The sequence below is a fragment of the Amycolatopsis sp. lyj-90 genome, assembly GCF_046549035.1.
Lineage (GTDB): Bacteria > Actinomycetota > Actinomycetes > Mycobacteriales > Pseudonocardiaceae > Amycolatopsis.
This window is the reverse complement of the sequence record NZ_JAJPWP010000004.1, coordinates 222,960-246,594: the sequence shown is the minus strand read 5'-3', so window position 1 is coordinate 246,594 and position 23,635 is coordinate 222,960. Positions and strand designations below refer to the sequence as shown.

General features: G+C 68.2%; 18 protein-coding genes and 1 pseudogene. 10 read left to right on the top strand and 9 right to left on the bottom strand.

Annotation, left to right across the window (positions count from 1 at the left end; genetic code table 11):
* The first annotated feature begins 428 nt into the window (after positions 1-428).
* Positions 429-1,454: a methyltransferase gene (locus ACLJPX_RS17075; RefSeq protein WP_410600941.1), complete on the top strand. Its 1,026-nt coding sequence runs from the start codon at positions 429-431 to the stop codon at positions 1,452-1,454.
* A 195-nt stretch (positions 1,455-1,649) separates the two neighbouring features.
* Here ACLJPX_RS17075 and ACLJPX_RS17070 read toward each other — a convergent pair whose 3' ends face one another.
* A complete protein-coding gene (locus tag ACLJPX_RS17070) occupies positions 1,650-2,636 on the bottom strand; it encodes a transcriptional regulator (RefSeq protein WP_233224168.1) in 987 nt (328 codons plus the stop codon).
* 449 nt (positions 2,637-3,085) lie between these two features.
* Here ACLJPX_RS17070 and ACLJPX_RS17065 point away from each other — a divergent pair, with 449 nt between their 5' ends.
* Positions 3,086-3,412, top strand: coding sequence for a hypothetical protein (locus tag ACLJPX_RS17065; protein ID WP_410600940.1), 327 nt, complete (start codon positions 3,086-3,088; stop codon positions 3,410-3,412).
* Positions 3,413-3,469: 57 nt separating this feature from the next.
* Here the strand turns inward: ACLJPX_RS17065 and ACLJPX_RS17060 are convergent, their stop codons facing one another.
* From ACLJPX_RS17060 to ACLJPX_RS17035, 6 genes and pseudogenes are all read right to left on the bottom strand, one after another.
* A complete protein-coding gene (locus tag ACLJPX_RS17060; protein WP_410600939.1) occupies positions 3,470-4,696 on the bottom strand; it encodes a macrolide family glycosyltransferase in 1,227 nt (408 codons plus the stop codon).
* A 69-nt stretch (positions 4,697-4,765) separates the two neighbouring features.
* Complete coding sequence (locus ACLJPX_RS17055) at positions 4,766-5,452, bottom strand: VC0807 family protein (RefSeq protein WP_410600938.1); 687 nt, start codon at positions 5,450-5,452, stop codon at positions 4,766-4,768.
* Positions 5,453-5,463: 11 nt separating this feature from the next.
* Positions 5,464-5,994 (bottom strand): hypothetical protein, encoded by a 531-nt coding sequence (locus ACLJPX_RS17050; protein ID WP_410600937.1) that lies wholly within the window; start codon positions 5,992-5,994, stop codon positions 5,464-5,466.
* 123 nt (positions 5,995-6,117) lie between these two features.
* The gene (locus tag ACLJPX_RS17045; protein ID WP_410601327.1) at positions 6,118-6,768 is read right to left on the bottom strand and encodes a response regulator; all 651 of its coding nucleotides are present in this window, start codon (positions 6,766-6,768) and stop codon (positions 6,118-6,120) included.
* The gene (locus ACLJPX_RS17040) at positions 6,759-8,006 is read right to left on the bottom strand and encodes a sensor histidine kinase (protein WP_410600936.1); all 1,248 of its coding nucleotides are present in this window, start codon (positions 8,004-8,006) and stop codon (positions 6,759-6,761) included. The genes ACLJPX_RS17045 and ACLJPX_RS17040 overlap by 10 nt, the downstream gene beginning before the upstream one ends.
* 307 nt (positions 8,007-8,313) lie before the next feature.
* A pseudogene (locus ACLJPX_RS17035) lies at positions 8,314-8,463 on the bottom strand (hypothetical protein); the annotation flags it as partial.
* Positions 8,464-8,781: 318 nt separating this feature from the next.
* Here ACLJPX_RS17035 and ACLJPX_RS17030 point away from each other — a divergent pair.
* Positions 8,782-9,417 (top strand): cupin domain-containing protein, encoded by a 636-nt coding sequence (locus ACLJPX_RS17030; RefSeq protein ID WP_410600935.1) that lies wholly within the window; start codon positions 8,782-8,784, stop codon positions 9,415-9,417.
* Positions 9,418-9,472: 55 nt separating this feature from the next.
* Positions 9,473-10,336, top strand: coding sequence for a LysR family transcriptional regulator (locus ACLJPX_RS17025; protein ID WP_410600934.1), 864 nt, complete (start codon positions 9,473-9,475; stop codon positions 10,334-10,336).
* Positions 10,337-10,670: 334 nt separating this feature from the next.
* Here ACLJPX_RS17025 and ACLJPX_RS17020 read toward each other — a convergent pair whose 3' ends face one another.
* Positions 10,671-14,420 carry a glycoside hydrolase family 2 TIM barrel-domain containing protein gene (locus ACLJPX_RS17020; protein WP_410600933.1) on the bottom strand — a complete coding sequence of 1,250 codons (3,750 nt, stop codon included), beginning with the start codon at positions 14,418-14,420 and terminating at the stop codon, positions 10,671-10,673.
* Positions 14,421-14,511: 91 nt separating this feature from the next.
* On the bottom strand, positions 14,512-15,540 hold the full coding sequence (locus tag ACLJPX_RS17015; protein ID WP_410601326.1) for a LacI family DNA-binding transcriptional regulator: 1,029 nt from the start codon (positions 15,538-15,540) through the stop codon (positions 14,512-14,514).
* 200 nt (positions 15,541-15,740) lie between these two features.
* On the opposite strand from ACLJPX_RS17015, the gene ACLJPX_RS17010 reads away from it, so the two are divergent.
* The 6 genes from ACLJPX_RS17010 (at position 15,741) to ACLJPX_RS16985 (ending at position 23,598) form a co-directional block, all read left to right on the top strand.
* Positions 15,741-17,042, top strand: coding sequence for an ABC transporter substrate-binding protein (locus tag ACLJPX_RS17010; protein ID WP_410600932.1), 1,302 nt, complete (start codon positions 15,741-15,743; stop codon positions 17,040-17,042).
* A 3-nt stretch (positions 17,043-17,045) separates the two neighbouring features.
* The gene (locus ACLJPX_RS17005) at positions 17,046-18,035 is read left to right on the top strand and encodes a carbohydrate ABC transporter permease (RefSeq protein ID WP_410600931.1); all 990 of its coding nucleotides are present in this window, start codon (positions 17,046-17,048) and stop codon (positions 18,033-18,035) included.
* Positions 18,032-18,889 carry a carbohydrate ABC transporter permease gene (locus tag ACLJPX_RS17000; RefSeq protein ID WP_101607447.1) on the top strand — a complete coding sequence of 286 codons (858 nt, stop codon included), beginning with the start codon at positions 18,032-18,034 and terminating at the stop codon, positions 18,887-18,889. Before ACLJPX_RS17005 ends, ACLJPX_RS17000 begins: the two co-directional genes overlap by 4 nt.
* Positions 18,886-20,295, top strand: coding sequence for a GH1 family beta-glucosidase (locus tag ACLJPX_RS16995; protein ID WP_410600930.1), 1,410 nt, complete (start codon positions 18,886-18,888; stop codon positions 20,293-20,295). The genes ACLJPX_RS17000 and ACLJPX_RS16995 overlap by 4 nt, the downstream gene beginning before the upstream one ends.
* Positions 20,296-20,527: 232 nt before the next feature.
* Entirely contained in the window at positions 20,528-22,147 is a 1,620-nt protein-coding gene (gene abc-f / locus ACLJPX_RS16990; RefSeq protein ID WP_410600929.1) for a ribosomal protection-like ABC-F family protein, read from the top strand.
* A 203-nt stretch (positions 22,148-22,350) separates the two neighbouring features.
* A complete protein-coding gene (locus ACLJPX_RS16985; protein ID WP_410600928.1) occupies positions 22,351-23,598 on the top strand; it encodes a DUF222 domain-containing protein in 1,248 nt (415 codons plus the stop codon).
* Positions 23,599-23,635 lie beyond the last annotated feature (37 nt).

Sequence of the window (23,635 nt, the reverse complement as noted above, 5' to 3'; positions counted from 1 at the left end):
CACTACAGCGCCGCGGCGGGGCGACCACGGCGGAATAACAGACGGATTCGCGGGCGCACCCCGAACGGGCGCCCGCACCGTGCGGCCCAGCGCATTTCAGTGACGCGTGTCGAAATCGGCTTCGGTGACCGGAGAGTCCCGCGAGGTTCACGCCGCCGGCCGAGACCCGCGCGTCGCCGTGACCCGACTGCGCCGCGCACCCGGAACCTCGAGAGCACCAGTCATGGCCTCAGCCTCGTCGTCGGCCCGGAAAAAGCGCAAGACCGCGAGAGTTGTTCAACTGCCCTTTCCGTGCGGCTGAACGACTTCCGGGCGCACGGGCGGTTGAACGCCCGCCCCCCGCGACCCCGGTTCTCCTAGTGTGCACAGCACGCCAGCCAATGCACGAGCCTGCCAATTCACCAGCCAGCCGGGGAGAGCCAAGGGCCATGGAAGTGTCACTGCTGAGTCATGTCATGGGGTCGATCTCGTCGGCCGCGATCGGCGCCGTCGCCCGCCTCGGCATCGCGGACGCGCTCGCCGACAGGCCGAAGACCGGCGCCGAGATCGCCGAAGCGATCGAAGCCGACCAGGTCTCGCTGGAATCGCTGATGCAGGCAGTCGCCGCGCTGGGGATCTTCACCGTCGACGAGGACCGCCGCTACGCCAACACCGCCGCCTCCGAGCAGCTGAAATCCGACCACCCGCAGTCCATCCGGCACCTGGCGTCGCTCATCTGCGGCCTCTACGGACAGGCGGCCGCGGGCGGGCTCGCGAAGGCGGTCAAGGACGGCACCGCGGTGATGCCCGCCGCGTTCGGGGTCTCGCTGTACGAGTACCTGGAGAACGACGCCGAGACCTCGCGGATCTTCGACCTCGCCATGCAGGACTGGTCCCGCCCGATCGGCGTGGTGCTGGCCGAGCACGTGCCCTTCGAGGACGTCCGCGTCGTGGTCGACGTCGGCGGCGGCAACGGCGCGCTGCTCAAGACGATCCTGGCAGCCCATCCGCACCTGCACGGCGTGTGCGTGGACCGGCCCGACACCTGCCGGCGCGCGGAAGCGGACCTCCAAGCCTCCGACGACGAAGACCTCAAGCAGCGCCTCACCTACCGCCCGGCGGACATCCTGAAGGAAATCCCCGAGGGCGGCGACCTCTACCTGATCAAGAACGTGCTGCACGACTGGAGCTCCGAGAGCAGCGTGCGGATCCTGTCGAACATCCGCACCGCGATGGCCGCCGGCGACAACCCGACGCTGCTGGTCATCGACCCGCTGGCCGAGCACGATTCCGGCGCGGCGTTTCGCAACGTGATCAAGATGGTGGTGGGCGAGACCCACGCCCGCGAACGCACCGAGGCCGACATCCGCCGCGAAGCCGCGGACGCGGGCCTGCACGTCGAGTCGATCACCCCGTGCCCGGCCGACCTCAGCGTCGCCACCTGCAAGCTGGCCGAGGCGCCGGCCACGGTCTGATCCGCACGTCGAGAACGCCACGGGCCGGGCGCCCGTGGCGTTCTTCCGCACCCCCGGAACGGAAACGCGCTGCCCCCTGAACCCGAACATTCGGACACCCCGCCTCCGGCCGCGATCCCGAAGCACACACCAGAAAAAGCGGCTTCCCCGCCACACCGGCGGGGAAGCCGCGAAATCCTCTCTCGGGCCGGTGGCTCAGGCCACTCCGCTGGCCCTTGCGCGTCGAGCCAGTTCCTGGGCGAAGTCCTCCCAGATCCGGGAGTTGTCCCGGGACAGCTGAGTGACCATCTCGATGCAATGCGAGGGAACCGATGCCGCGATGTCGGTCAACGCCTTCGCGCCCAGCACGTTGTCCCGGAACATCCGCAGCAGCCGACGGCCCAGTTCGCTCTGCCGCAACGACGGATCGCGCATCAGCACTTCCAGAGTGACCGCGGCAGGCACACCGGGTTCGGCCGGCTCCGGCGCGGGCGCGGCAGCCTTCGGGGCGGGCGTTTCGCCGGGGTCGCGACGATCCTGGCTCGGCACCGGACCCGAACCGCGCTCCAGGCGGCGGCGCACGTCGAGCGCGGTCGCGGGCGACACCCCGGCCGTCCTGGCCAGCTGGCGCAGCGACGCGTCCGGGTTCTCCCGCATCAGCTCGGCCACCCGCAGCCTGCCCTTCGCGCTGTTGAGCGGACGGACCTTGCCGTCCCGCCCGACCCGGAAATTCGACTGCGGCACCGAATCCGACGACCGCCGCAGCGCCGCGACGGCCTGCGCGCCGAGCCCGGTGGACTTCGCGATCGCCCGGTCGGACATGGTGGGATGAGTGCGGAGGATCCGCAGCGCGGCGGCGGAGCGGTCGGCTTGGGTCAACGGCAGACCGTGCTCGACGTTCGCCTCCACCGATTTGAGGAACGCGTCCTCCGGGCTGCCGTCGAAGAACTCGACGGCGATGGTGTGCTCGCCCTTGAGTGAGGCCGCCATCAGCCGGTGGATGCCGTCCACGACCCGCATCGTCGCGCGGTCCACCTGGATCGGCGGCAGCATCGTCTCCATCGCCGCCAGGCGCAGCACGTGCACCTTGTCCTCACCGTTGAGCCGAGGCGAATCGCCGGGAAGCAGGCGCACGATCGGCACCGCGTACACCCCCGGCCCGATCAGGTCGTAATCCTGCGGACCCGTTTCGGCAGAAGACACGTCGCTGTCTGCAAGCAACACTATGCAAACCCCCATATGACGATGGAAAACCGGGGCGGACAGAGAATGGGAACGCTTTCCGTGACCGCGCTCACAGCGACCGCGCCGCAGCCGTCCGCCCCCAGACGCGGCCGCGCGAAAAACGGTCCCCATTATCGCGACAAACGTCGCCGGTCTTACCGGAAACATTCGCCGGAACACCCGACTTCATTGGCGGTTGCCTCGCTTCCGACACTATTTCCGCGCCGATCCCCTAGCAACCCCTAGCCGATCACCCGGCACCCCTTACCGGGTCCGCCCCGCCCCTCGGATCGGCGGGGTGGGCAGTTGAACACCGGGCTGAACACCCGCGCGGCTGCGTATCTTTCGAGACGGGTGCGTGGAGCAGGTCGTGTCCGGGTGCCCGCCTACCGTTCACAATGCTTGGCAACGTTGAGAGGTGACGTTACGTGGGGCACAAGTTTTCCCTCGTCCTCAGCCGCGAGATCACCGAAGAAGAGTCGGTCACGCTGAAGGAGCTGGGGTTCAGCAACGCGACCTTCGGCACCGACTCGCTCCCGACCAACGCGGACATTCAGGTCACCAAGGTCGATTTCGACGAGAACGTTTCGCCGACGCTCGCCGAGGCGATCGAAGCGGCGCTCGCCGCGGTCAAGAAGGTCCCGGACCTGACCGTGCCCGGCCTGTCCGTGCCCGCCGTGCCGAGGCAGGCGTCGGAAGGCGATGTGATCGAAGGAGAGACCGTCGAGGCGGCCGCGGGCGCCGACAAGGCGTGAGGCGCGCACGAGAGCGCGGCGACCCGGCCGAGACCGGGTCGCCGCGCTCTCGTGCGTTCAGTCCGGCAGCGCGTCCGCCGCTGTTCGGTCCAGTTGCGCCAGCAAGGCGTCCGCCGCCAGCACCGCGCCGCGGCGTTCCCGCAGCTTGGCACTGATTTCGTCGAGGTTCGCGCGGATCCGCCCGTCTGCGGCGACCGCTTCCACGCTCTCCCGCAGCCGCGCCGCGGTCAGCTCCTCCGGCGCGAGGACCGTGCCGAAGCCCAGCTCCGCGGCGCGCTCGGCGTTGATCAACTGCTCAGCCTGCTGCGGCACCCCGACCAGCGGGACCCCGAAGAACAGCGCCTCCATCGTCGAGTTCATGCCGCAGTGCGAGACGAACGCCGAGGCCTCGCGCAGCACTTCGAGCTGTGGGAAATGCGGTCGCACGTCGATGTTGCCCGGCACCGGGCCCAGCTCCGCGAGGTCGACCTCCGCGCCCACCGACATCGCCACCTGCCATTCCGTGCCGCCGAAAGCGTCCAGGCAGCTGCGGTAAAATTCCAGGTTGTCGTTGAACAAAGTCCCGAGCGAGATGTACAGCAGCGGTTTCCCGTCGGGCTGCCAGTTCCCGGCGTCGGGTCGTGCGACGATCGTCGGCCCCGGGAAACGGAACCGGTCGTCGAAAGTCTCCCCTTTGATCTGGAATTCCCGGGGGATGAAAACGAGGTTGTGGTCGGCCGGATAGTCGAACATGTCGTAATCGGGGTCGACCCCGTTTTCCTCGGCGAAAGCGCGGACCTTGCGGCCCACCTCCTGCACGGCGCCGACGACCACCTTGACCGAGGCCGGGTCCGAAAGCGCTCCTTCGATGCCCATCACGGTGGCACGGAGCGAGAATTCCTTGTTGCTGGCGTGGGTGGGATGCATGGCGGCCAGCGGGACGCCGAGTTTCTGCGCGACCATCCGGCCGACCGGCGTCATCGCGTCGACGCAGAACAGGTCGGGCCGGTCCGCGGCGAAATGCTCCACCAGCCGGGGGAAGACCTCGACGACCGATTCGTAGAACTCCTCGAACCGCAGGCCGACGGTGCCGGCGTCGAGGAGTTTGCCGTCCCCGGGCGGCAGCGGCAGCCGGAACGGAGCCGGCACCGGCTCCGCACCCGCCGCGGCGACCTGGTCGAGCCGGGCCGGCGCGGTCGCGAAACTGACCCGGTGCCCGCGCGCGACCAGCTCGGACACCAGCGGCAGCGCGGGATTCACGTGGCCCTGCGCCGGGATGCTGACGAAAGCGATGTGCTTACCCATGGATGTGCCCCTCTGCGAGAATCCTAGAACAGCGGTGGGGACCGGATCAGGAAAAGCCGGGGACTCCGCTCACATGTACGGGACGCCCGCTTCGGCCTCGACCGCTTCGGCGAAACCCTTGCGGCGCGCGTAAATCCGGGTGGTGACCTCGATCACGATGTACACGCCGATGAACTGCAGACCGCTGATCAGCGGCACGCTGTCGATCGGCAGGGTGTAGGCCAGCAGCACCCGCACCCCGGCGTCGAGCACGAGCACCACGCCCCAGATCGCGGTGATGACCCGGATGACGTGCCGGTAAGTCGGCGATTTGGCCCATTTGAGGTCGGCGCGCTCGCGGGCCTCGTCGGACATCATCGACCGGGTGAGCTGGAAGATGAACGGCATCCGCAGCAGGCTGAGCAGGATCCAGCCGCCGATCACCACCGTCAGCAGGCCGTCCTTGGCCAGCAGCAGCCGCGGGCTCCCGGTGACGAAGGAGATGACGATGCTGAACAGCATGACGCTCAGCGAAAACAGTGCGGTGACGTCGATCTTGCGTTGTTTGACGACCGTGTACACCGCGCGGAGCAGGGCGGGCGCCATGCCGATGGCGAGCGCGACCCACTGGTTGAGCCCCGCGCCGCGCAGACCGTAGAACAGCGCCATCGGGGCCGCCACGTTGATGCCGAGGTTGAGCAGCATCTCGCGGCGGATGTTCTTGGACTCGTGTTCGCTCGAGACGGACTGCACCGTGCTCGTCTGGCTGGTGTTCACTGGAATTCCTTTCAGGGGAGGAAAATCAGCTGCCGATGGTCGGTTCGGGCGGAGGCGGGCAGCAGCGCGTCGGGCGTCCAGCCGCCGTCCGGCCGGTCCGCGCGGACGCGGTCGACCAGGACGAACCAGGCGGTCACCGCGACCGCGAGGTAGGCCGCCATGGTCAGCGCGAGCCGCAGCGGCTCAACGAGCGCCGCGGACGCCGAAGCCCCGCGCCCCCGGCGGTCGAGCGCGGCGACGGTGTAGGCGACCGGCGGGCACACCGCCACCGCCCAGCGCAGCGCCCGCGCGTAGTCGGGATAGGTCTCCGGGCTGATCAGCACCGTGGCGCGGTCGGCGTAGTGCGTGGCCAGCAGGCGGGGGTCGCCGAGGTCCCCGAGCGTGGAGTACTCGGCCTCGCAGGTCGATTCGCCCAGTGCGATGCGTTCGTCGATTTCACTGGTGATCACGGCGCGCAGTTCCCGTTCGAGCTGCGGCCGCGCCCGACACGACACGTGCCGCAAAGCGGCGGCCACGTACCGGTCGGTCAACGTCGCGATCATGCTGCCTCCTTTCGAGTGAACTGAGAGTGGTTGATCCTGTTCGCTGTGTAGGCGACTGAGGGCATGACGAAACCCGGGCGCCGGAGACCCGTCGGGACCGGTGCCGCTGGCCCGCCGGACTGGCTAGCCGGCTCTGTTCAGGTAGGCGAGGACCGCCAGCACGCGGCGGTTGCTGCTGTCGTCGTCGGTGATGCCGAGCTTGCCGAACAGGGAGGTGGTGTACTTGCTGATCGCGCTGTCGCCGAGGAAGAGACGCTTGGCGATCGCCTGGTTGGACAGCCCTTCGGCCATCAGGCCGAGCACCGAGTGCTCGCGTTCGGTCAGTGCTTCCAGCCGGCGGTTCGAACTGCCGCTGGCGAGCAGTCTGCTGATCACCACCGGGTCCATCGCGGTGCCGCCGCCCGCCACGCGCTCCAGCGCGTCCATGAACTGGTCGGCGTCGAACACGCTTTCCTTCAGGAAGTACCCGACGCCGCCGGTGCCGTCGGCCAGCAGTTCGCGGGCGTAGAGCTGTTCGACGTGCTGGGAGAGGATCAGCACCGGCAGGCCCGGCATCTCGCTGCGGGCGGCCAGCGCCGCGCGCAGCCCCTCGTCGGACTGGGTCGGCGGCATCCGGACGTCGAGGATGGACACGTCCGGCTTCAAGGTCCGCAGGGCTTCCAGGGTCTCCGGGCCGGTGGAGGCCGTGCCGACCACCGTGTGGCCGTACGCCTCCAGCAGGCGGACCATTCCGTCCCTCAGCAGATACAGGTCCTCGGCAACGACTACTCGCACGGCACGCTCATCCTCACTCGGGTCGGACCGCCCACGGGGCTGGTGATCTTCAGGTCGCCATCGAACACCGCCAGGCGCCGACGCAGTCCGGCGAGCCCCCCGCCGTTCTGTTCGTTCGCCCCGCCCTTGCCGTCGTCCTCCACTTCGATGGCGATGCTGGTGGAGTCCCGGGCGATCAGGACGGTCGCCTTCGTCGCGCTCGCGTGCTTGGCCGCGTTGGTCAGCAGCTCGGCGACGCCGAAGTACAGCGCGGACTCGATGGGCGCGTCCAGGCTCAGCTGCACATCCGTGCTGACTGTCGTTTCGAGCGGGCTGTCCAGCGCGAAGGCGCGCACCGCGTCGGTCAGTCCTCGTTCGTTCAGCACCGCGGGCCGGATGCCGCGGACGAGTTCGCGGAGTTCGGACAGCGAGGCGGCCGCACCGGCCCGCGCATCCCGCAGCAGCGCCCGCGCGGTTTCCGGGTCGTTCTCCATGAGTTTTTCCGCGGTGGCCAGCGAAAGCCCGAGCCCCACCAGCCGCGCCTGTGCGCCGTCGTGCAGGTCGCGCTCGATCCGGCTGATCTCCGCGGCCTGCGCGACCGTGGTGTCCGCGCGCTGGGCGGTCAGCTCGTCCACCCGGTCGGCCAGGATCATCGCGGGCGAGCCGCGCAGGAACCGGTCGGTCACGGGCGCGATGACCCGCCAGGCGTAGGGCGCGGCGCCCACCGCCGCGACCAGGCCGACCCCTGCGAGCAGGATGCTGACCAGGCCCGGGGCGAGGATCCCCCAGACCAGGCAGGCGACCCCGGCGAGCGGGACGGCCGCCGCGATCCCGGCCGTGAACGGCGCGATCCAGACGAATCGCAGATCGCGCCAGGTGGCGGGGTCGCTCCAGAGCATCCGCAGCCGCTGGTCCTTTTCGGCCTCGCGGCGGCTCTTCGCGTACGAGGACCCGTTCCACCAGTACCCGGTGGACATCTGCACCGCCGGCACCGGTTCCCGGTACCCGCCGGGCACGACCACGCCGGTCCAGCTCCGGCGGAAGAACCGGAAGGTCCGGCAGATCGGCCGGGCGAGCAGGAAGGTGGCCACCACCGCCCACAGCGCGGGCGCGATCGCCGCCCACGGGCTGCCCCACGCGATCATCAGCCATACCGCGGCGGCCCACACGGCCGGGACGACCATGCTGACCGCGGTCAGCGCCGCTGCCCGCCAGAACCCCGTCCCGGCGTCCGCCGCCCACTTCACCAGCCCTCGCATGGCCACGTCCTCTTCCCTTCGCGCCGGTCCCGTCGATCGGATCTGCGACAAGTCTGCACCGCGAGGTGACCCGTTGTCCGCACCGAGCCACCCGGAGTAGGGCTAGCCCCACCAGGCTGGGCGCACAAGCCCCGCCCCTTGCCCCACCCGAGTCCGACACAACCGCCGAATCGGACTTTTCCGAACTGCCGCGCCGCTCGTTCGGCCCAGTGATTCTGGCCGGTGCGCCGGGGGCTGCGGGCAACGGCACGGTGCCGGACAGTCTCCCGGACCGGTTCCGTCCACTTGGCGCGGATCGACCCCACACGCCGCACGCGCCGGTGCCCGGGGTCCAGCAGATCGAGCCGCCGTTGACGAAATGGCTGTACCGTCCGATGCCGTCCGGGGTGACGCTCTGGTCGTTGACCGGCGGTCCGAAGTTCGCGAACCGATGGCCACCGGAGTCCACCGCCTCCATGGCGGTCTCGGACTGGCGGCTACGCGGACAAAACCGAAGAAGCCGGGCAAGATGGTCGTAATGTGAGGCTACGAATACACTTCCGATTCGATTCCTGTCAATCTCAGGTCCATCCTGAAGCAAATTCAACGTGCGCCGGAGGATGTCGAATCAGACCGAGCGCGCCGGAAATGTCGTTTTTCCACAGATTCAGCAGCGCGGCCGCTCATCGCGGCACGCGATAGCAGTGATCCGCGCGAGACACTTTCCGGTCTTCGTGTTTTTGGAAGAATCATGAGGAAGCTAATCTTCCTCGTTCTTTTGGGAAAGGCGGAGAAAATGTCGGAAATCAGCAGGCGGGGTGCGCTCGGCGCGGGTGCGGGAATCGCCGCCGCGACTGCGCTCGGGGCAACCGGGACGGCGGGGGCCAGCTCGGCGGAACCGGCCAAAACGACCACGCCGCCGCATGTTTTCCCGCTCGCCAAATCCACGCCGGCCGTCCATGACGGCGGGACGTTGCGCGGGGCCCACGAGAAGAACTTCCCGGTCCTGGCCGGTCAGCAGGGCTCGGTGTACCTGGTGCACCTCGACCCCGGCGGGGTCCGCGAGCCGCACTGGCACCCGTCCGCGTGGGAGCTGAGCTACATCATTTCCGGCAAGTCGGACTGGAGCATTCTCGGCACGCACGAGGACGGCAGCTATCACAACGAAGTTTTCAGCGCGAGCGCAGGGGAACTCGTCTTCGCCCCGCAGGGGTTCTTTCACTATTTCGCGAATTCCAGCACCACCGAAGGCCTGGACGTGCTCGTCATGTTCAACACCAGTACCGGGGAGCCGAACGACGACATCGGCATCGTCGGGACGCTGAACTCGCTGCCGAGGGAGATTCTCGCCGCCTCGTTCGGGGTTCCGGTGTCCGCGTTCGCCGCGATCCCCAAGGACCTCAAGCCGGTGGTGATCACCCGCCGCCGGTAGTGGCAGCGCACACACATGGTAGACGGTCGCGTACTGACAGTGGTACTCCGGAGTAGTGATCGATCCGGTGCTGCTGCGCACTTTTCTCGCCGTGGCCGAGGCAGGCGGGTTCTCCGAAGCCGCCCGCCGGCTGGATCTCGGGCAGTCGACGGTGAGCCAGCACGTCCGCCGTCTCGAGACGGCGCTCGGCAGCGTGCTGTTCGAGCGCGACACGCACAGCGTGCGGCTCACCGGCGACGGCGAGACGATGACCGGATTCGCCCGTGGCATCCTCGACCAGCAGGACCGCGCACTGCGATATTTCTCCCGGCCGGGCCCACGCGGGCGGGTCCGGTTCGGGGTGTGCGAGGACTTCCTGCTCGGCCACGCCGCGGACGTCCTCGGCCGGTTCCGCAGCGCGTATCCGGGGATCGACCTCGAACTGTCGGTCGAGCTGAGCGAGGTGCTGCACTCCCGGCTCGCCGACGGAGACCTCGACCTGGTGCTGGCCAAGCGCGACTCCGGACAGGGCGTGCGACGGGATCCGCTCGTGTGGGTGAGCTCGCCCGGACTGGACCTGATCCCGGGCGAGCCGCTGCCGCTGGTCCTCTACCCGGAGCCGAGCGTCACCCGGGCCCGCGCGCTGAACGCGTTGCGCCGTAACGGTGTCCAGTGGCGGATCGGCTGCGTCAGCGAACGGCTCAACGGCCTACGGGTCGCGCTCGAAGCAGGACTCGGCGTCGGCCTGTTCGCGGCGTCCGTGGTCCCGGACGGGCTGGTCCCGATCAGCGGGTTGCCCGATCCGGGATCGGTGACGTTCGTGCTGAGCCACCGGGGAACGGCACGGGGCTCGGCGGCGGCGTTGGCGGACACGATCCTGTCGGCCCAATGGAGTCGATCGCCGCTCACGTTTCGGCAGCCACCGCTTCCGCAGCGATAGCCGAAGCGGGCCGGAAGACCTCCCGCGGCTCCGAAAACACCTTCACCAGCCGTACCAGGCTCCACGCGATCGATTTGGGTCAGGTCTGCCAACACCCGGTCAGCAGCGCGTCGGCGCCCAGCGCCTCCTCGGCCTTATCGATTTCGTGTCCCGTGGGGACGGTCGGGGTGCGGCAGGCTCTCATAGGCCGGTCCAGATCCGCGACACCGAAGGCTCCCTTCACCGCATCGGACGCGGTGAAGGGAGCCTTCAGTCCGGCATGGGCGGTCCGCGAACACGGCACGTTTGCCTTACCCCTCAATAGAACCGCCCTTACCACTCACGAGGCCGAAGGTCAGCCGCCGGTCGGCACCCCCGCCCGCGCTTCCTGCGACGTCAGGGGCCGCAGCGAAAGCGTGTACTCGTAGGTGCGGTCCTGCTGGACCTGGCTGCGTTCCCGCACCGGGTTGGGCGTGTCGCCGACGCCGGTCACCGCGTGGCTCGCGTGCAGCGTGAACCAGCCCTTGTTGCGCTGCAGCTGGAACGGGTACGCCGCCCGGTCGAGGTCGTCGAACGGGGTCACGCTGACGTCGTTCGCACCCCCGACCAGCAGGCCACCGGTCCGGCCGTCGGTGAGCAGCGCCCACCGGCTGTCGGTGTGGTTGCCGTGGTCCTGCGGCCGGTGGTACTCGACGTACTGCTGGTCCACCGTGCTCGACTGCACGCCGATCGGGGTTCCGTCCTTGCGATCGACATAACTCTCGGCCTTCCGCCCGTACCAGGCGAACCGGTCGTAGGAATCCGGCACGGCGAGCGAGACGCCGATCCGGGGCAGGTACGGCAAAGTGCGCACACTCCCCTGCGGCACCACCTTGTTGCCGAGGCTCAGCGTCCCGGTCCGGTCGACGGTGTAGGTCATCGTCTGGTCGAACCAGGCCCCGGTGACGTCCGGCGCCGCGACCCGGCTGTCCACGACCACCCGTGCGCTTCGTGTCCCGTCCTTCTCGACCCGGACACCTGTGACAGCGGTCTTCAACCGGTCGAGCCCGGCCTTGCGCCAGTCCTCACCCTCGGCCCGGCCCCAAGCGAAGGTCTCGTTGCTGATGGGCGCCCGCCACGCGTCGAGCTTCGGTCCGCCGGTCAGCAGTTCCTTGCCCTGGTGCCGGATCGACGTCAGCTCGCCGGTGGCCTTGTCCACTTTGTACGTGACGCCCGCGGCGGACGTGGTGACCGAGGCCGCGTCCTCCTCGACGTCGACGGACTTCCCGTCGAGCGGTGTCCGGTCCAGGCCCGGGACCCGCTTGCCGCCCAGGGAGAACTGATCGTGCGCCAGGACGTGTCCCCGCGCGAGCATCGGTTCGCCCTTCGTCGTCACCGCCTCGACGGTGAGGAACCGCTCGCGATCGCCCGGATTCGCCGGAACCGGCAAGGAGATCTTCCCGGTCGAGGCGGCTCCGACCCGCAACGGCTGTTCGCCGCGCGCGACGATCCGGGAGCCCTCCTGGACCCGCCAGCGCAGGTTCAGCTCGTCGGTGCCCTTGAACTGCCGCTCGTTGGTCACCGACAGAGCACCGCCGGAGTAGGCGAACCGGAGCGGCTGATGCGCCCACGCCATCTGCGCGGTCTCCGGCTGCACCGATCGATCCGAACCGATCAGACCGTCCACACCGGACAGGCTCGACCCGTAGGAGAGGTGGCTCCCCCGGTCGTTGACACTGTCGAAGTCCAGTGCCAGCAACGCCCCGTCCGCGGGGGTATCGCCGGACAACTCCGCGGCGGAAAGCGGCTTGTCGTAGATCCGGACGTCGTCGACGGCGCCGCGACCCATCCAGCCGATACTCGACGGGTCGTTCCACGACGTCTCGAAGTCGCGACCGACGTTGACCTCGGCCGACGACGAGTCGATCGCGCCGGTGAACGGTTTGCTCCCGATCTCCTTGCCGTCGAGGTACAGCCGCAGGGCCGTGCCGTCGTAGGTACCGCTCACCCGGTGCCAGTTGCCGTAGAAGTCGGCGGGCACCTTGGCCTGGACCGCCTGCCACGTTCCACTGTGGATGAAGAACTCCAGGGTGTCCTGCGTCTTCATCTTGAGCGCGTACTGGTGGTCACCCTTGCCGAGGATGCGGAAGTCGCCGGTCCACTTCCCCGGCTTGACCCACGCGTCGAGAGTGAGCGCCTTACCGGCGATGTCGAGTTTCCGGTCGCGGTACACCTCGACGAAATCGTCCAATCCGGACAGTCCCAGCGCCTTGCCGCGATGCCCCTCGACCAGATCCGGTTTCCCGGTCACGTGCGCCGAGATGTCATTGCCCGAAGAATCCGGGGTGGTCCGGATCCGCTGCCGGATGTTCTGCTCGGCCCAGTCCCAGATGAACCCGCCCTGCGCCTGGGGATTCGCGCGGATGGTGTCCCAGAACTCCCGGAAGTTCCCCAGGCTGTTGCCCATCGCGTGGGCGTACTCGCCGAAGATCAGCGGTTTGGTGGTGTTCTTCGCCTGTTCGGCGAATTTCTCCGGAGACGGATACCTCGGCCCCCAGACGTCGGCGAAGGGCGCGTCGCCGTCGGGGCTGTTGGACTGGTGGTAGATCGGCCGGGTCGGCTCGTTCGCGTCGAGCCATTCCGCCAGCGCGAAGTGGTGCGCGCCGAGGCCTGCCTCGTTGCCTGTGTCCCACAGGAAGACGCTCGGATGGTTCTTGTCCCGCTCGACCATGCCGATCATGCGGTCGAAGAACGCGTCCCGCCAAGCCGGGTCGTTCGCCTGGCAGTAGCTCGCGCAGTTCTCGTGGTTGTGGGTCTCGATGTCGATCTCGTCGTCGATCCAGAGCCCGTGCCGGTCGGCCAGTTCGTAGAAGTAGGGGTCCGACGGATAGTGGGAAGTCCGGACGGCGTTGACGTTGAGCTGCTTCATCAGCGCGACGTCGCGTTCCTGCGCCTTCCGCGGCACGTGCCTTCCGTGGTCCGGGTCGGTCTCCGCACGGTTGACGCCCTTGAACAACACTCGCTTCCCGTTGACCAGCAGTTGCTTGTCGCGGATCTCGATCTCGCGAAAGCCGACCGTCTCGCTGGTGATGTGCGTGACGCGGCCGTCGGGCGCGGTCAGCGTGAGGACGGCCGTGTACAGGTTCGGCGTCTCGTCGGTCCACTTCGCCGGGTTGCGGACCGGCAGGCTCAGCGCGGTCTTGCCACCCGCGTCGGCCTCTCCGCTCGTCGTCCCGACCTCCTTGCCCGCCGCGTCACGCAGGCTCAGGCCGACGCGGTGCCTGCCCGTCGTCCCGCCGGGTTTGGCGGCGACCTCGATCGCGGCCTTGAGGGTGGCGTCGGTATAGGTAGCGTCGAGATCGGTCGTCAGCCCGACGTCCTGGATGAACGTCCCCGGCGCCGAATGCAGGGTCACCGAACGGAAGATGCCGGAGTACCGCCACTGGTCGACGTCTTCGAGGTAGGCGCCCGCGCTCCAGCGGTGCACCTGCACGGCGATCCGGTTCGGCCCCGGCCGCAGCGCGGACGAGATGTCGAACTCCGCCGGCGTGTACCCGCCCTGGTCGTAGCCGATGTACGTGCCGTTGACCCAGACGAAGTACGCCGACGTCACGCCGTCGAAGCGTAGGAATGTCCTGTTCTTTGTCCAGTCCGCGGGCAGCGGGAAGTCCCGGACGTAGGCGCCCGTCGGATTCACGTCACGCGGGACGCGCGGCGGATCGTCGGGCTGGATCTCGGTGGCGATGTTGCGGAAGATCGGGTGGTCCAGACCGTCTGTCTGCCACGTGTGCGGCACGGAGACCTCGCGCCAGCGTGACGCGTCGTAGCCGTCCTCGTGGAAACCGGCCGGGACCTGGGACGGGTTGTCCGCCATCGCGATCCGCCACTTGCCGTCGAGCGACAGCGTGTAGGGACTGCGCTCGTCCCGGCGGGCGGCGGCGGAAACGTCCGCGTACGGCTTCAGGAAGGCGTGCGGTGGTTCCTGCCCTTCCGCCACCTTTTGTGGATCGTCGAGATAGGACTGGACGTCGGCGGGCGAGCCGCCCGCCGCAGCCGGGGATCCGGCGGCGACGAGGGTCCCGGCGAGCAACGCCAGGACCAGGATCATGGGGCGTGTTCGCAGCACTGCGGATACCTCCCGATGAGGGACCGTCGGCTGATGACCGACTCTCCGACGATCTCGTAAATCGGTACCGGGAGGAAGACTTGAAACGAATTCAGCTCGATGCGCGGTGCGTGAGGGAGACCGGCAGTATCCGCTGCCTCGGCTTGAGATCTTGATCGTCCATCAGGGCGAGCAGCGTCTCGACCATCGCGTGGACCTGCTCCCGCGGGTCCTGGTGGACCGACGTCAGCGGCGGGTCCATCTCCGGTGCCAGCGTCGCGTTGTCGTCGAAGCTGACGACGGCGACGTCCGACGGGATCCGCCGTCCGGCCGAATGCAGGGTGCGGAGCGCGCCGAGGGCCATCATGTCGCTGGCCACGAAGACGGCGTCGAGATCGGGGTGCCGCGCGAGCAGGTTCGACATCGCCTTCGCCCCGCCGGTCAGGGTGAAGTCGGCCTCCTCGACCAGGTCCGCCGGGTCGAGACCGGCGTCGAGCAGCGTCTTGCGCCAGCCCGAAAGCCGGTCGATCGCCGCGCTCTGGTCCTGCGGGCCCGCGATCGTCGCGATCCGGCGATGCCCCGCTCCGACCAGGTGCGCGACGGCCAGCTTCGCGCCGCCCTCGTTGTCGAAGTCGACGACGTGGACACCGCGTTTGAGCCCGGCCGCCTGCCCGCCGTACACCACCGGGATCCTCAACTGCCGCAACGCCTTGGGCAACGGGTCCGTCCGGTGCGGTGCGAACACCAGCACACCGTCGACGTGCCCGCCGTCCAGGAACCGCACCGTGCGGTCGAGATCCTCGCGGGTGTCACTGAAGATCAAGACCATCTGACAGCCGATGTCGGCCAGCTCGCGGTACCCCGCCCGCATGACCGCGGTGCGGTACGGGTCGTCGAGCAGCCGCGCTTCCGGCTCCGACAGCACGACCGCGACCGCCCCGGTCCGCTTGGTCACCAGCGACCGGGCCGCCTGGTTCGGCGAGTAGCCGAGCTCCTTGGCCGCGGCCAGCACCCTCTCCTTGGAACGTGCGCTGACGTAGCCGTCGTCGTTCAGCGCCCGGGACGCCGTCGACCGGCTGACCCCGGCGGACGCGGCGACGTCTTCCAGCGTCGGCCGGCCGTCATCCCCTGGTCGAGGCACCACCCGCGTCACCTTCACCTCTCAGCGTCATCCGGACCCCCCCAGCCTAGTGTCCGGCGGCCGGGAACACTGAGAGCGCTCCCTCGATGGAAACACTCTCATTACAAGCCCTTGACACGATCTCGTCCGGGGGGACAAACTCTGCGCATTCCTGGGAGCGCTCCCAGTTCTCCTTCACCCCATCAGCAAGGGACAAAGACGTGAGAACCATCCGGAACGGCCTGGTGCTGGCACTGGGTATCACGATGACGGCGTTCGGCCTGGCGGCGTGCGGAGGTGACGACGGCGGGGCTCCCGCCGTGTCGGACCCGAACGCGAAGGTCGAGCTGTCGCTGGCGACCTTCACCGAGTTCGGCTACGAGGAGCTCATCCCCGAATACGAGCGGCTCCACCCGAACATCAAGATCACCCACCGCAAGACCGGCCAGGGCGGCCCGTACCACCAGGACCTGATCACGAAACTGGCGGCGGGTTCCGGCCTCGCCGACGTCACCGCCGTCGAAGAGGGCCATCTGTCGAACGTCCTCGACAAGGGCTCGAAGTTCAACGACCTGCCCAAGATCGGCCCGGCGGACGCCTCCCCCGGCCGCTGGCTCGGCTGGAAGTACGACGCGGCGAAGACCAAGGACGGCAAGGTCATCGGCTACGGAACCGACATCGGCCCGCTCGCCATGTGCTACCGCAAGGACATGCTCGCCGCGGCCGGTCTGCCGACCGACCCCGAAGCGGTCAAGCCACTGTTCGCGACCTGGGACAGCTACTTCGCCGCGGGCGACCAGTACGTGTCCAAGAGCGGCGGGAAGGCGTGGTTCGACTCGGCGGCGCAGAACTTCAACGCCATGGTCAACCAGCTCCCGACCGGATACCTCGGCACCGACGACAAGCTGGCATTGGAAGCGAACCAGGGCATCAAGGACGCCTGGACCAAGGTGACCGGCGCCGTCTCGAAAGGACAGTCGGCCAAGCTGACCGCGTTCAGCAACGAATGGAACTCCGGGTTCAAGCAGGGCGCGTTCGCCACGAAGGTGTGCCCCGCGTGGATGCTCGGCGTGATCGAGGAGCACTCCGGGCCGGAGAACGCGGGCAAGTGGGCGGTCACCGCGGCATTCCCTGGCGGCGGCGGGAACTGGGGCGGTTCGTACCTGACCGTGCCCACGCAGTCCAAGCACCCGAAGGAGGCGGCCGAACTCGCCGCCTGGTTGACCGCGCCCGAGCAGCAGATCAAGGCGTTCCAGGCGAAGGGCACGTTCCCCAGCCAGGTCAAGGCGCTGGACGACCCGTCGCTGCTGGGCGAGACCGACGCGTACTTCGGCGGCGCGAAGATCGGCCGGCTGTTCGCGGAGCAGGCCAAGAAGGTCGCCAAGCCGCAGTACAAGGGCCCGGGCGACGGCCAGATCCAGGAGAACGCGTCGAGCCCGGCACTGCAGGCCGTCGAACAGGGCAAGTCGGCCGACGAGGGCTGGACGCAACTGCTCGACGCCGCGAAGAAGATCACGCGCTGACCGATGACCGTCGTCGACAAGATCGCGCCGGAAGGGAGCGAGGCCGGGGTGCGCACGTCGCCCCGGCCGACCCTCCGGCACCGGCTGAGCCGGTGGGACGTCAAGGTCTCGCCGTACCTCTACATCGCCCCGTTCTTCCTCGTGTTCGGGATCGTCGGGTTGTTCCCGCTGCTCTATACGGCGTACGTGTCGCTGTTCAGCTGGGAGGCGGGTGACGACGCCCCGGACTTCATCGGGCTGGACAACTTCAAGGAGCTGTTCGCCGACACACAGTTCTGGAACGCGCTCGAGAACACCGTCAGCATCTTCCTGCTCTCCAGCGTTCCCCAGCTGATCATCGCGGTGCTCCTGGCCGCGTTGCTCAGCGCCAGGCTGCGCGGGGCGACCGGTTGGCGCGTCGGCGTCCTGCTCCCCTACGCCGCCAGCCTCGTCGCGCTCGGGATCATCTTCGCGAACCTGTTCGGGCCGAAGTACGGCCTGGTCAACGGGCTGCTGCAGACCATCGGCCTCGACCCGGTCGACTGGCAGGCAGGCCGGTTCAGCAGCCATGCCGCGATCGCGATCATGGTGAACTGGCGCTGGACCGGGTACAACGCGCTGATCGTCCTCGCGGCGATGCAGGCCATTCCCAAGGAACTGCACGAAGCCGCCCTCATCGACGGCGCGGGTGCGGCACGCCGGTTCTTCGGCATCACGCTGCCACTGCTGAAACCGACGCTGGTCTTCGTCACGATCACCTCGACGATCGGCGGGCTGCAGATCTTCACCGAGCCCAAGCTGTTCGACGCCATGCCCGGATCGAACAACGGCGGCTCGTCCAACCAGTTCCAGACCGTGACGCTGTACCTGTACCAAACGGCCTTCGAGAACTACGAACTCGGCTACGCCTCGGCGATCGCGTGGGTGCTGTTCCTGATCATCGTGCTGATCGCGCTGGTGAACTTCTTCCTCACCGGCAGGCTCGCCCGGACTCCGGCGGTGAAGAAGAAATGACCGTGCTCACCAGCAGTGTCAAGCGGAGTGTTTCGGCGCTCGGCAAGCCACGCCGGGCGACCTACGTCGTGCTCACGATCTTCGTGCTGGGCTCGCTCTTCCCGTTCTACTGGTCGTTCCTGGTGGCCAGCCGGGACAGCGGGATGCTCACCGAGCGGGTCCCGCCCTTCCTGCCCGGCGGGAACTTCTTCGCCAACGCGGCCAGGGTGTTCGACACGGTGCCGTTCTGGAAGGCGCTCGCGAACAGCCTGATCGTGTCCGGCACGGTCACGCTCACCACCGTGTTGTTCTCGTCGCTGGCCGGGTTCGCGTTCGCCAAACTGCGGTTCCGCGGCCGGAACGGGTTGTTCGTGTTCATCGTGATCACGCTCGCCGTCCCGACCCAGCTCGGCATCATCCCGTTGTTCATGGCGATGTCGGAGTTCGGCTGGGCGGGCGGGCTGCAGTCGGTGATCGTGCCGAACCTGGTGACCGCTTTCGGTGTCTTCTGGATGCGTCAGTACACAGTGGACGCGGTGCCGTACGAACTGATCGAGGCGGCGCGGGTCGACGGCTGCAGCATGATCCGGATCTTCTGGAACGTCTGCCTGCCCGCGGTCCGCCCGGCGGCGGCGATCCTGGCGATGTTCACGTTCATGACGTCGTGGAACGACTTCCTCTGGCCGCTCGTGGTGCTGGACGCCGGCAATCCCACCGTCCAGCTGGCACTGGAGAAGCTGCAGAGCGGTTACTACGTCGACTACTCGCTGGTGCTGGCCGGGACCACCCTGGCCACCATCCCGATCCTCATCGTCTTCCTCCTCCTCGGCCGCCAGATCGTGGCCGGGATCATGCAAGGTGCCGTGAAAGGGTGACCATGTCCGCTCATCCCGACAGTGTCCGGGCGAAGACCGCGCTGCTGTTCCCGCCCGGATTCGTGTGGGGCGCCGCCACCGCGGCCTTCCAGGTCGAAGGGGCCACGGCCGCCGACGGGCGCACCGACTCGATCTGGGACGTCTTCGCCCGCCGCCCCGGCGCCGTCGTCGGCGGCGACACCGGCGAACCGGGGGCCGATCACTACCACCGGTATGCCGAAGACGTCGACCTGATGCGGCGGCTCGGGCTCGGCGCGTACCGGTTCTCCCTGTCGTGGCCGCGGATCCGACCCGACGGTGGCGAACCGAATCCTCGCGGGCTCGCGTTCTACGACCGGCTCGTCGACAGGCTTCTCGAGGCGGGGATCCAGCCCTGGGCGACGCTGTATCACTGGGATCTCCCCCAGGCGCTGGAAGACGGGGGCGGCTGGGCCTCGCGCGAGACCGCGTTCCGGTTCGCCGAGTACGCCGAAACGGTCGTGGCGCGGCTGGGCGACAGGGTGGCGAACTGGTCCACTCTGAACGAGCCGTGGTGTGCGGCGATGCTGGGCTATGCGGGCGGGATCCACGCTCCCGGGCGACGCGAACCCCGCGCAGCCGTCGCCGCCGCGCACCATCTCCTGCTGGGTCACGGGCTCGCGATGGACGTCCTGCGGCGGCACGCCCCGGCGGCGTCCTCGGGGATCACGCTGAACCTGTACCCGGTGTCGACGGCGGATCCTTCGTCCACTGTGGACATCGAAGCCGCCCGCCGGGTCGACGGCCTGCAGAACCGGCTCTTCCTCGACCCGGTGCTGCGGGGCTCCCACCCCGCAGATCTGGTGGCCGACCTGGGCCCGCTCGGATTCGAGGACCTCGTGCGCGAGGGTGATCTGGCCACGATCGCGGCGCCGGTCGACTGGCTGGGCATCAACTACTACCGCGGTTACCAGGTCTCGGGCACCCCCAGGCCCGGCAGCGAACCGGCGGGCCCCGACTGGCTCGGCGTCCCCGACGTCCATTTCGTCCCCGACGAAGCGGCGCCGCGCACCGACTCGGGCTGGGAGGTGCAGCCCTCGCGGCTCACCGAGTGTCTGCTGCAGGTTCATCGCGACTACCGACCGATCCCGTTGTACATCACCGAAAACGGCGCGTCCTATCCGGACGCGCTGATCGGCGGGGACATCGCGGACACCGACCGGATCGCCTTCCTCGACTCGCATCTGCGCGCCGCGTACGAGGCGATCGAGGCGGGCGTCGACCTGCGCGGGTACTTCTACTGGTCGCTGCTCGACAACTTCGAGTGGGCCGAGGGCTACGCCAAACGGTTCGGCCTCGTGCACGTCGACTACGCGACCCAGCGGCGGACGCCGAAGCGAAGCGCGCTCTGGTACGCGCGGGCGATCAGCCTCAACGGGCTGGGCTGAGGGCTGCCGGTCGGAGCCCGGGCGGGCTCCGACCGGTTTTGTTATGGTGGAGGGGCAGCTGATCAACGAGCATGGAGACCAGACGTGGCAGGTGAAGACGACATCTCCGGGTGAGCCGGAGTTGCCAGGCCACCGGCGCTGACGCCGATGTGGCCATTTCGTCGTTCCCTCAAAGCCACGTCCACCGCGGTGCTGCTTCGACGCGCCCGCTGTCCTTCACGAGGTCATTTCCATGTCAGACGCCTTCGTCGTCGTGTCCGCGCTGTCCTTCACCTGGCCTGATGACACCCCTGTTTTCGACGACCTGTCCTTCACCGTGCCCGGGGGCCGCACCGGCCTCGTCGCGTCCAACGGTGCGGGCAAGAGCACGCTCCTCAAACTGATCGCCGGCGAGCTGCGGCCGGTCTCCGGGTCCGTCTCCGCCCAGGGAATCCTCGGCTACCTGCCGCAGACGTTGCCGCTCACCGCCGACCTGGACGTCGCCGAAGTGCTGGACATCGCACCGCAGCTCGCGGCCCTGAGCGCCATCGAGTCCGGCGACGCGAGTGAGGAGCACTTCACCACCATCGGCAACGACTGGGACATCGAGGAACGCACCCGCGCCCAGCTCGACAGGCTCGGCCTCGACGGCATCTCGCTGGACCGGAGCCTGCGCACGTTGAGCGGCGGGCAGATCATCTCCCTCGGCCTCGCGGCACAATTGCTGAAACGGCCCGACATCCTGCTGCTGGACGAACCGACCAACAACCTCGACCTCGACGCCCGCCGCAAGCTCTACGGCGTCCTCGAAGACTGGTCGGGCTGTCTGCTGCTGGTGAGTCACGACCGGGAACTGCTCGACCGGATGGACCGGATCGCCGAACTCGACCGCGGCGATGTCCGGTACCACGGCGGGAACTTCACCCAGTACGAAGCGGCGGTCAAGGCCGAGCAAGAGGTCGCCGAACGCAACGTCCGCAGCGCCGAACAGCAGGTCAAACGCGAAAAGCGGGAGATGCAGCAGGCCAGGGAACGAGCCGACCGCCGGGCGGGCAACGCGGCCCGCAACCTCGGCAACGCCGGCCTGCCGAAGATCTTCGCCGGGACCATGAAACGCAACGCCCAGGAATCCGCGGGCAAGGCGAACGAGACGCACGCCGCGCGGGTCAGCGACGCGAAGAACCGCCTCGACGAGGCCGAGCGTTCCCTTCGCGACGATCAGAAGATCTCGCTGATCCTTCCGGGTACCAACGTCCCGGCCGGGCGCACGATGTTCCACGGCGAGCACCTCCAGGTCCGGTACGACGGCCGGGACGTCTTCGCGGGCGACGGGGTCGACCTGACGATCCGCGGCCCCGAACGGATCGCGCTGACCGGCGGCAACGGCACCGGCAAGTCGACCCTCCTGCGGGTGCTCAACGGAGACCTGGAGCCCGACAGCGGTGTCCTGAAGCGGGCCGAGGGCCGGATCGCTTACCTGTCGCAACGACTGGACCTGCTGGACCTGGACCGGACCATCGCCGAGAACTTCGCGGCGTTCGCCCCTGCTCTCCCCGAGTCGCAACGGATGACGCTGCTGGCCCGATTCCTGTTCCGGGGCGCGAGGAGCCAGCTCCCCGTCGGCGTGCTTTCCGGCGGCGAACGGCTGCGAGCCACCCTGGCCTGCGTCCTGTTCGCCGAGCCCGCGCCTCAGCTGCTTTTGCTGGACGAGCCGACGAACAATCTCGACCTGGTCAGCGTCGGGCAGTTGGAGAGCGCGCTCGGGGCGTATCAGGGGGCTTTCGTGGTCGTGAGTCACGATGAACGGTTCCTGACCGAGATCAAGGTGGATCGGCGGGTTCGGTTGGCCGATGGGGTTCTTGTGGAGTCTTGACGGGGGTTTCTTTGGGTCGGGTTGGTCGTGAGTGGCGATTCGGGTTAGAACCCTCTTCGCCACTCATGACCCACTTCGGCCTTCGGTCACTACTCATTGACATTCCCTCAATGACAGATATCACCCGTCAGTGGTGAATGCACGGATTGCTCGTTGCTTAAAATTACGAACACCTGTTCGATAGATTTTGGTATTATGGAGAGGTGTCCGAGACCTTCCTTCCCGAGTTGCCGCAGGAGTTGTGGCGCGCTGGCAAGCTGGAGCTTGCTCATGGCGTGCAGCAGTTTCTGCAGGTGATGCGGGTCGCTTCTGCCGGTTTGGGGCGGTATCTGGCGGAGATTGATTCTCGTGGCGCGAAAGACTTATACGGTTATGGGACGACGTTGGCGTGGTTCGCCGATATCGCCGGACTGAGCCAGAGTGAAGCGCGGCCGTATGTGAATCGCGCTCTCGATCTGAACCCGACGCGTACCCTGGACGGCACCGAGATTCCGGCTTTCGCGCCCGCCACCAGTGCGGCCGCGGCGGAGGGTGCGATCGGTGAGGAACGGATCAAGCAGATCGTGGAGATCCTGCGGAAGATCCCGGCAGGGGTATCGGTGGAGGATCGGGAGCACGCGGAGACGACCCTCGCCGACCTCGCCCGGAAAGCCGGACCGCAGCAGGTGTCGGATCTCGGAGCGAATGTGCTGGCCTGGCTGGACCCGGACGGCAACGAGCCCAAAGATCCCGAACCGAAGCAGCCTCGCCGCGAGCTCACCCTGGAACGCCGCAAAGACGGCTACTGGACACTGAACGGCCTCCTCGACGACGAGGCCGGGGCCCGGACCGCCGCGGCACTCGATGCTTACGCCAAGCCTCGCCCGATGGACGAGTTCGGCCAAGCCGACCTGCGCACGAAAGCTGAGCGCCAGGGCGACGCCTGGGCCGAGCTGCTGGACTTGGCGATCGCGTGCCCGGACCAGCCCGGCACCAGCGGCTACCGCACCCTGATCCACGTCACCATCGGCCTCGACGAACTGAAGTCCGGCCTGGGCACGGCGTGCGTGGACTTCGTCGGAACCATGACCGCCCGCGAAGCACGGATGGCCGCCTGCGACTGCCTGATGCTCCCGGTCGTGATGAACGCGGCCGGTGAGCCACTGGACGTGGGACGGCTGAGACGATTCGTCACCCCCGGCCAGCGCCGGGCACTCAACATCCGTGACGAGGGCTGTGCGTTCCCGGGGTGTCATCGACGGCCGAAGAACTGTCACGCCCACCACATTCACCACTGGGCAGACGGCGGACCGACAGATCTCCGGAACCTGGTGTTGCTCTGCGGCTTCCACCACCGGCTGATCCACCACGGCGACTGGCAAGTCCGCATGGCGGCTGACGGGCTACCAGAGTTCATCCCACCCCAGTACTTGGACCCGCTACGAAAACCCCGACGCAACTGCACTGTGTGAACCGAGGAGCCCGCCAGCCACACCGGCGACGGGCCCC

What these genes read in the sequence shown, in the direction of transcription:
- ACLJPX_RS17050 (WP_410600937.1), bottom strand. Translation starts at nt 5,994, where the DNA reads ATGATCGCGACGTTGACCGACCGGTACGTGGCCGCCGCTTTGCGGCAC.
- ACLJPX_RS17005 (WP_410600931.1), top strand. Translation starts at nt 17,046, where the DNA reads ATGACCGTCGTCGACAAGATCGCGCCGGAAGGGAGCGAGGCCGGGGTG.
- abc-f (WP_410600929.1), top strand. Translation starts at nt 20,528, where the DNA reads ATGTCAGACGCCTTCGTCGTCGTGTCCGCGCTGTCCTTCACCTGGCCT.
- ACLJPX_RS17075 (WP_410600941.1), top strand. Translation starts at nt 429, where the DNA reads ATGGAAGTGTCACTGCTGAGTCATGTCATGGGGTCGATCTCGTCGGCC.
- ACLJPX_RS17000 (WP_101607447.1), top strand. Translation starts at nt 18,032, where the DNA reads ATGACCGTGCTCACCAGCAGTGTCAAGCGGAGTGTTTCGGCGCTCGGC.
- ACLJPX_RS17030 (WP_410600935.1), top strand. Translation starts at nt 8,782, where the DNA reads ATGTCGGAAATCAGCAGGCGGGGTGCGCTCGGCGCGGGTGCGGGAATC.
- ACLJPX_RS17060 (WP_410600939.1), bottom strand. Translation starts at nt 4,696, where the DNA reads ATGGGTAAGCACATCGCTTTCGTCAGCATCCCGGCGCAGGGCCACGTG.
- ACLJPX_RS17040 (WP_410600936.1), bottom strand. Translation starts at nt 8,006, where the DNA reads ATGCGAGGGCTGGTGAAGTGGGCGGCGGACGCCGGGACGGGGTTCTGG.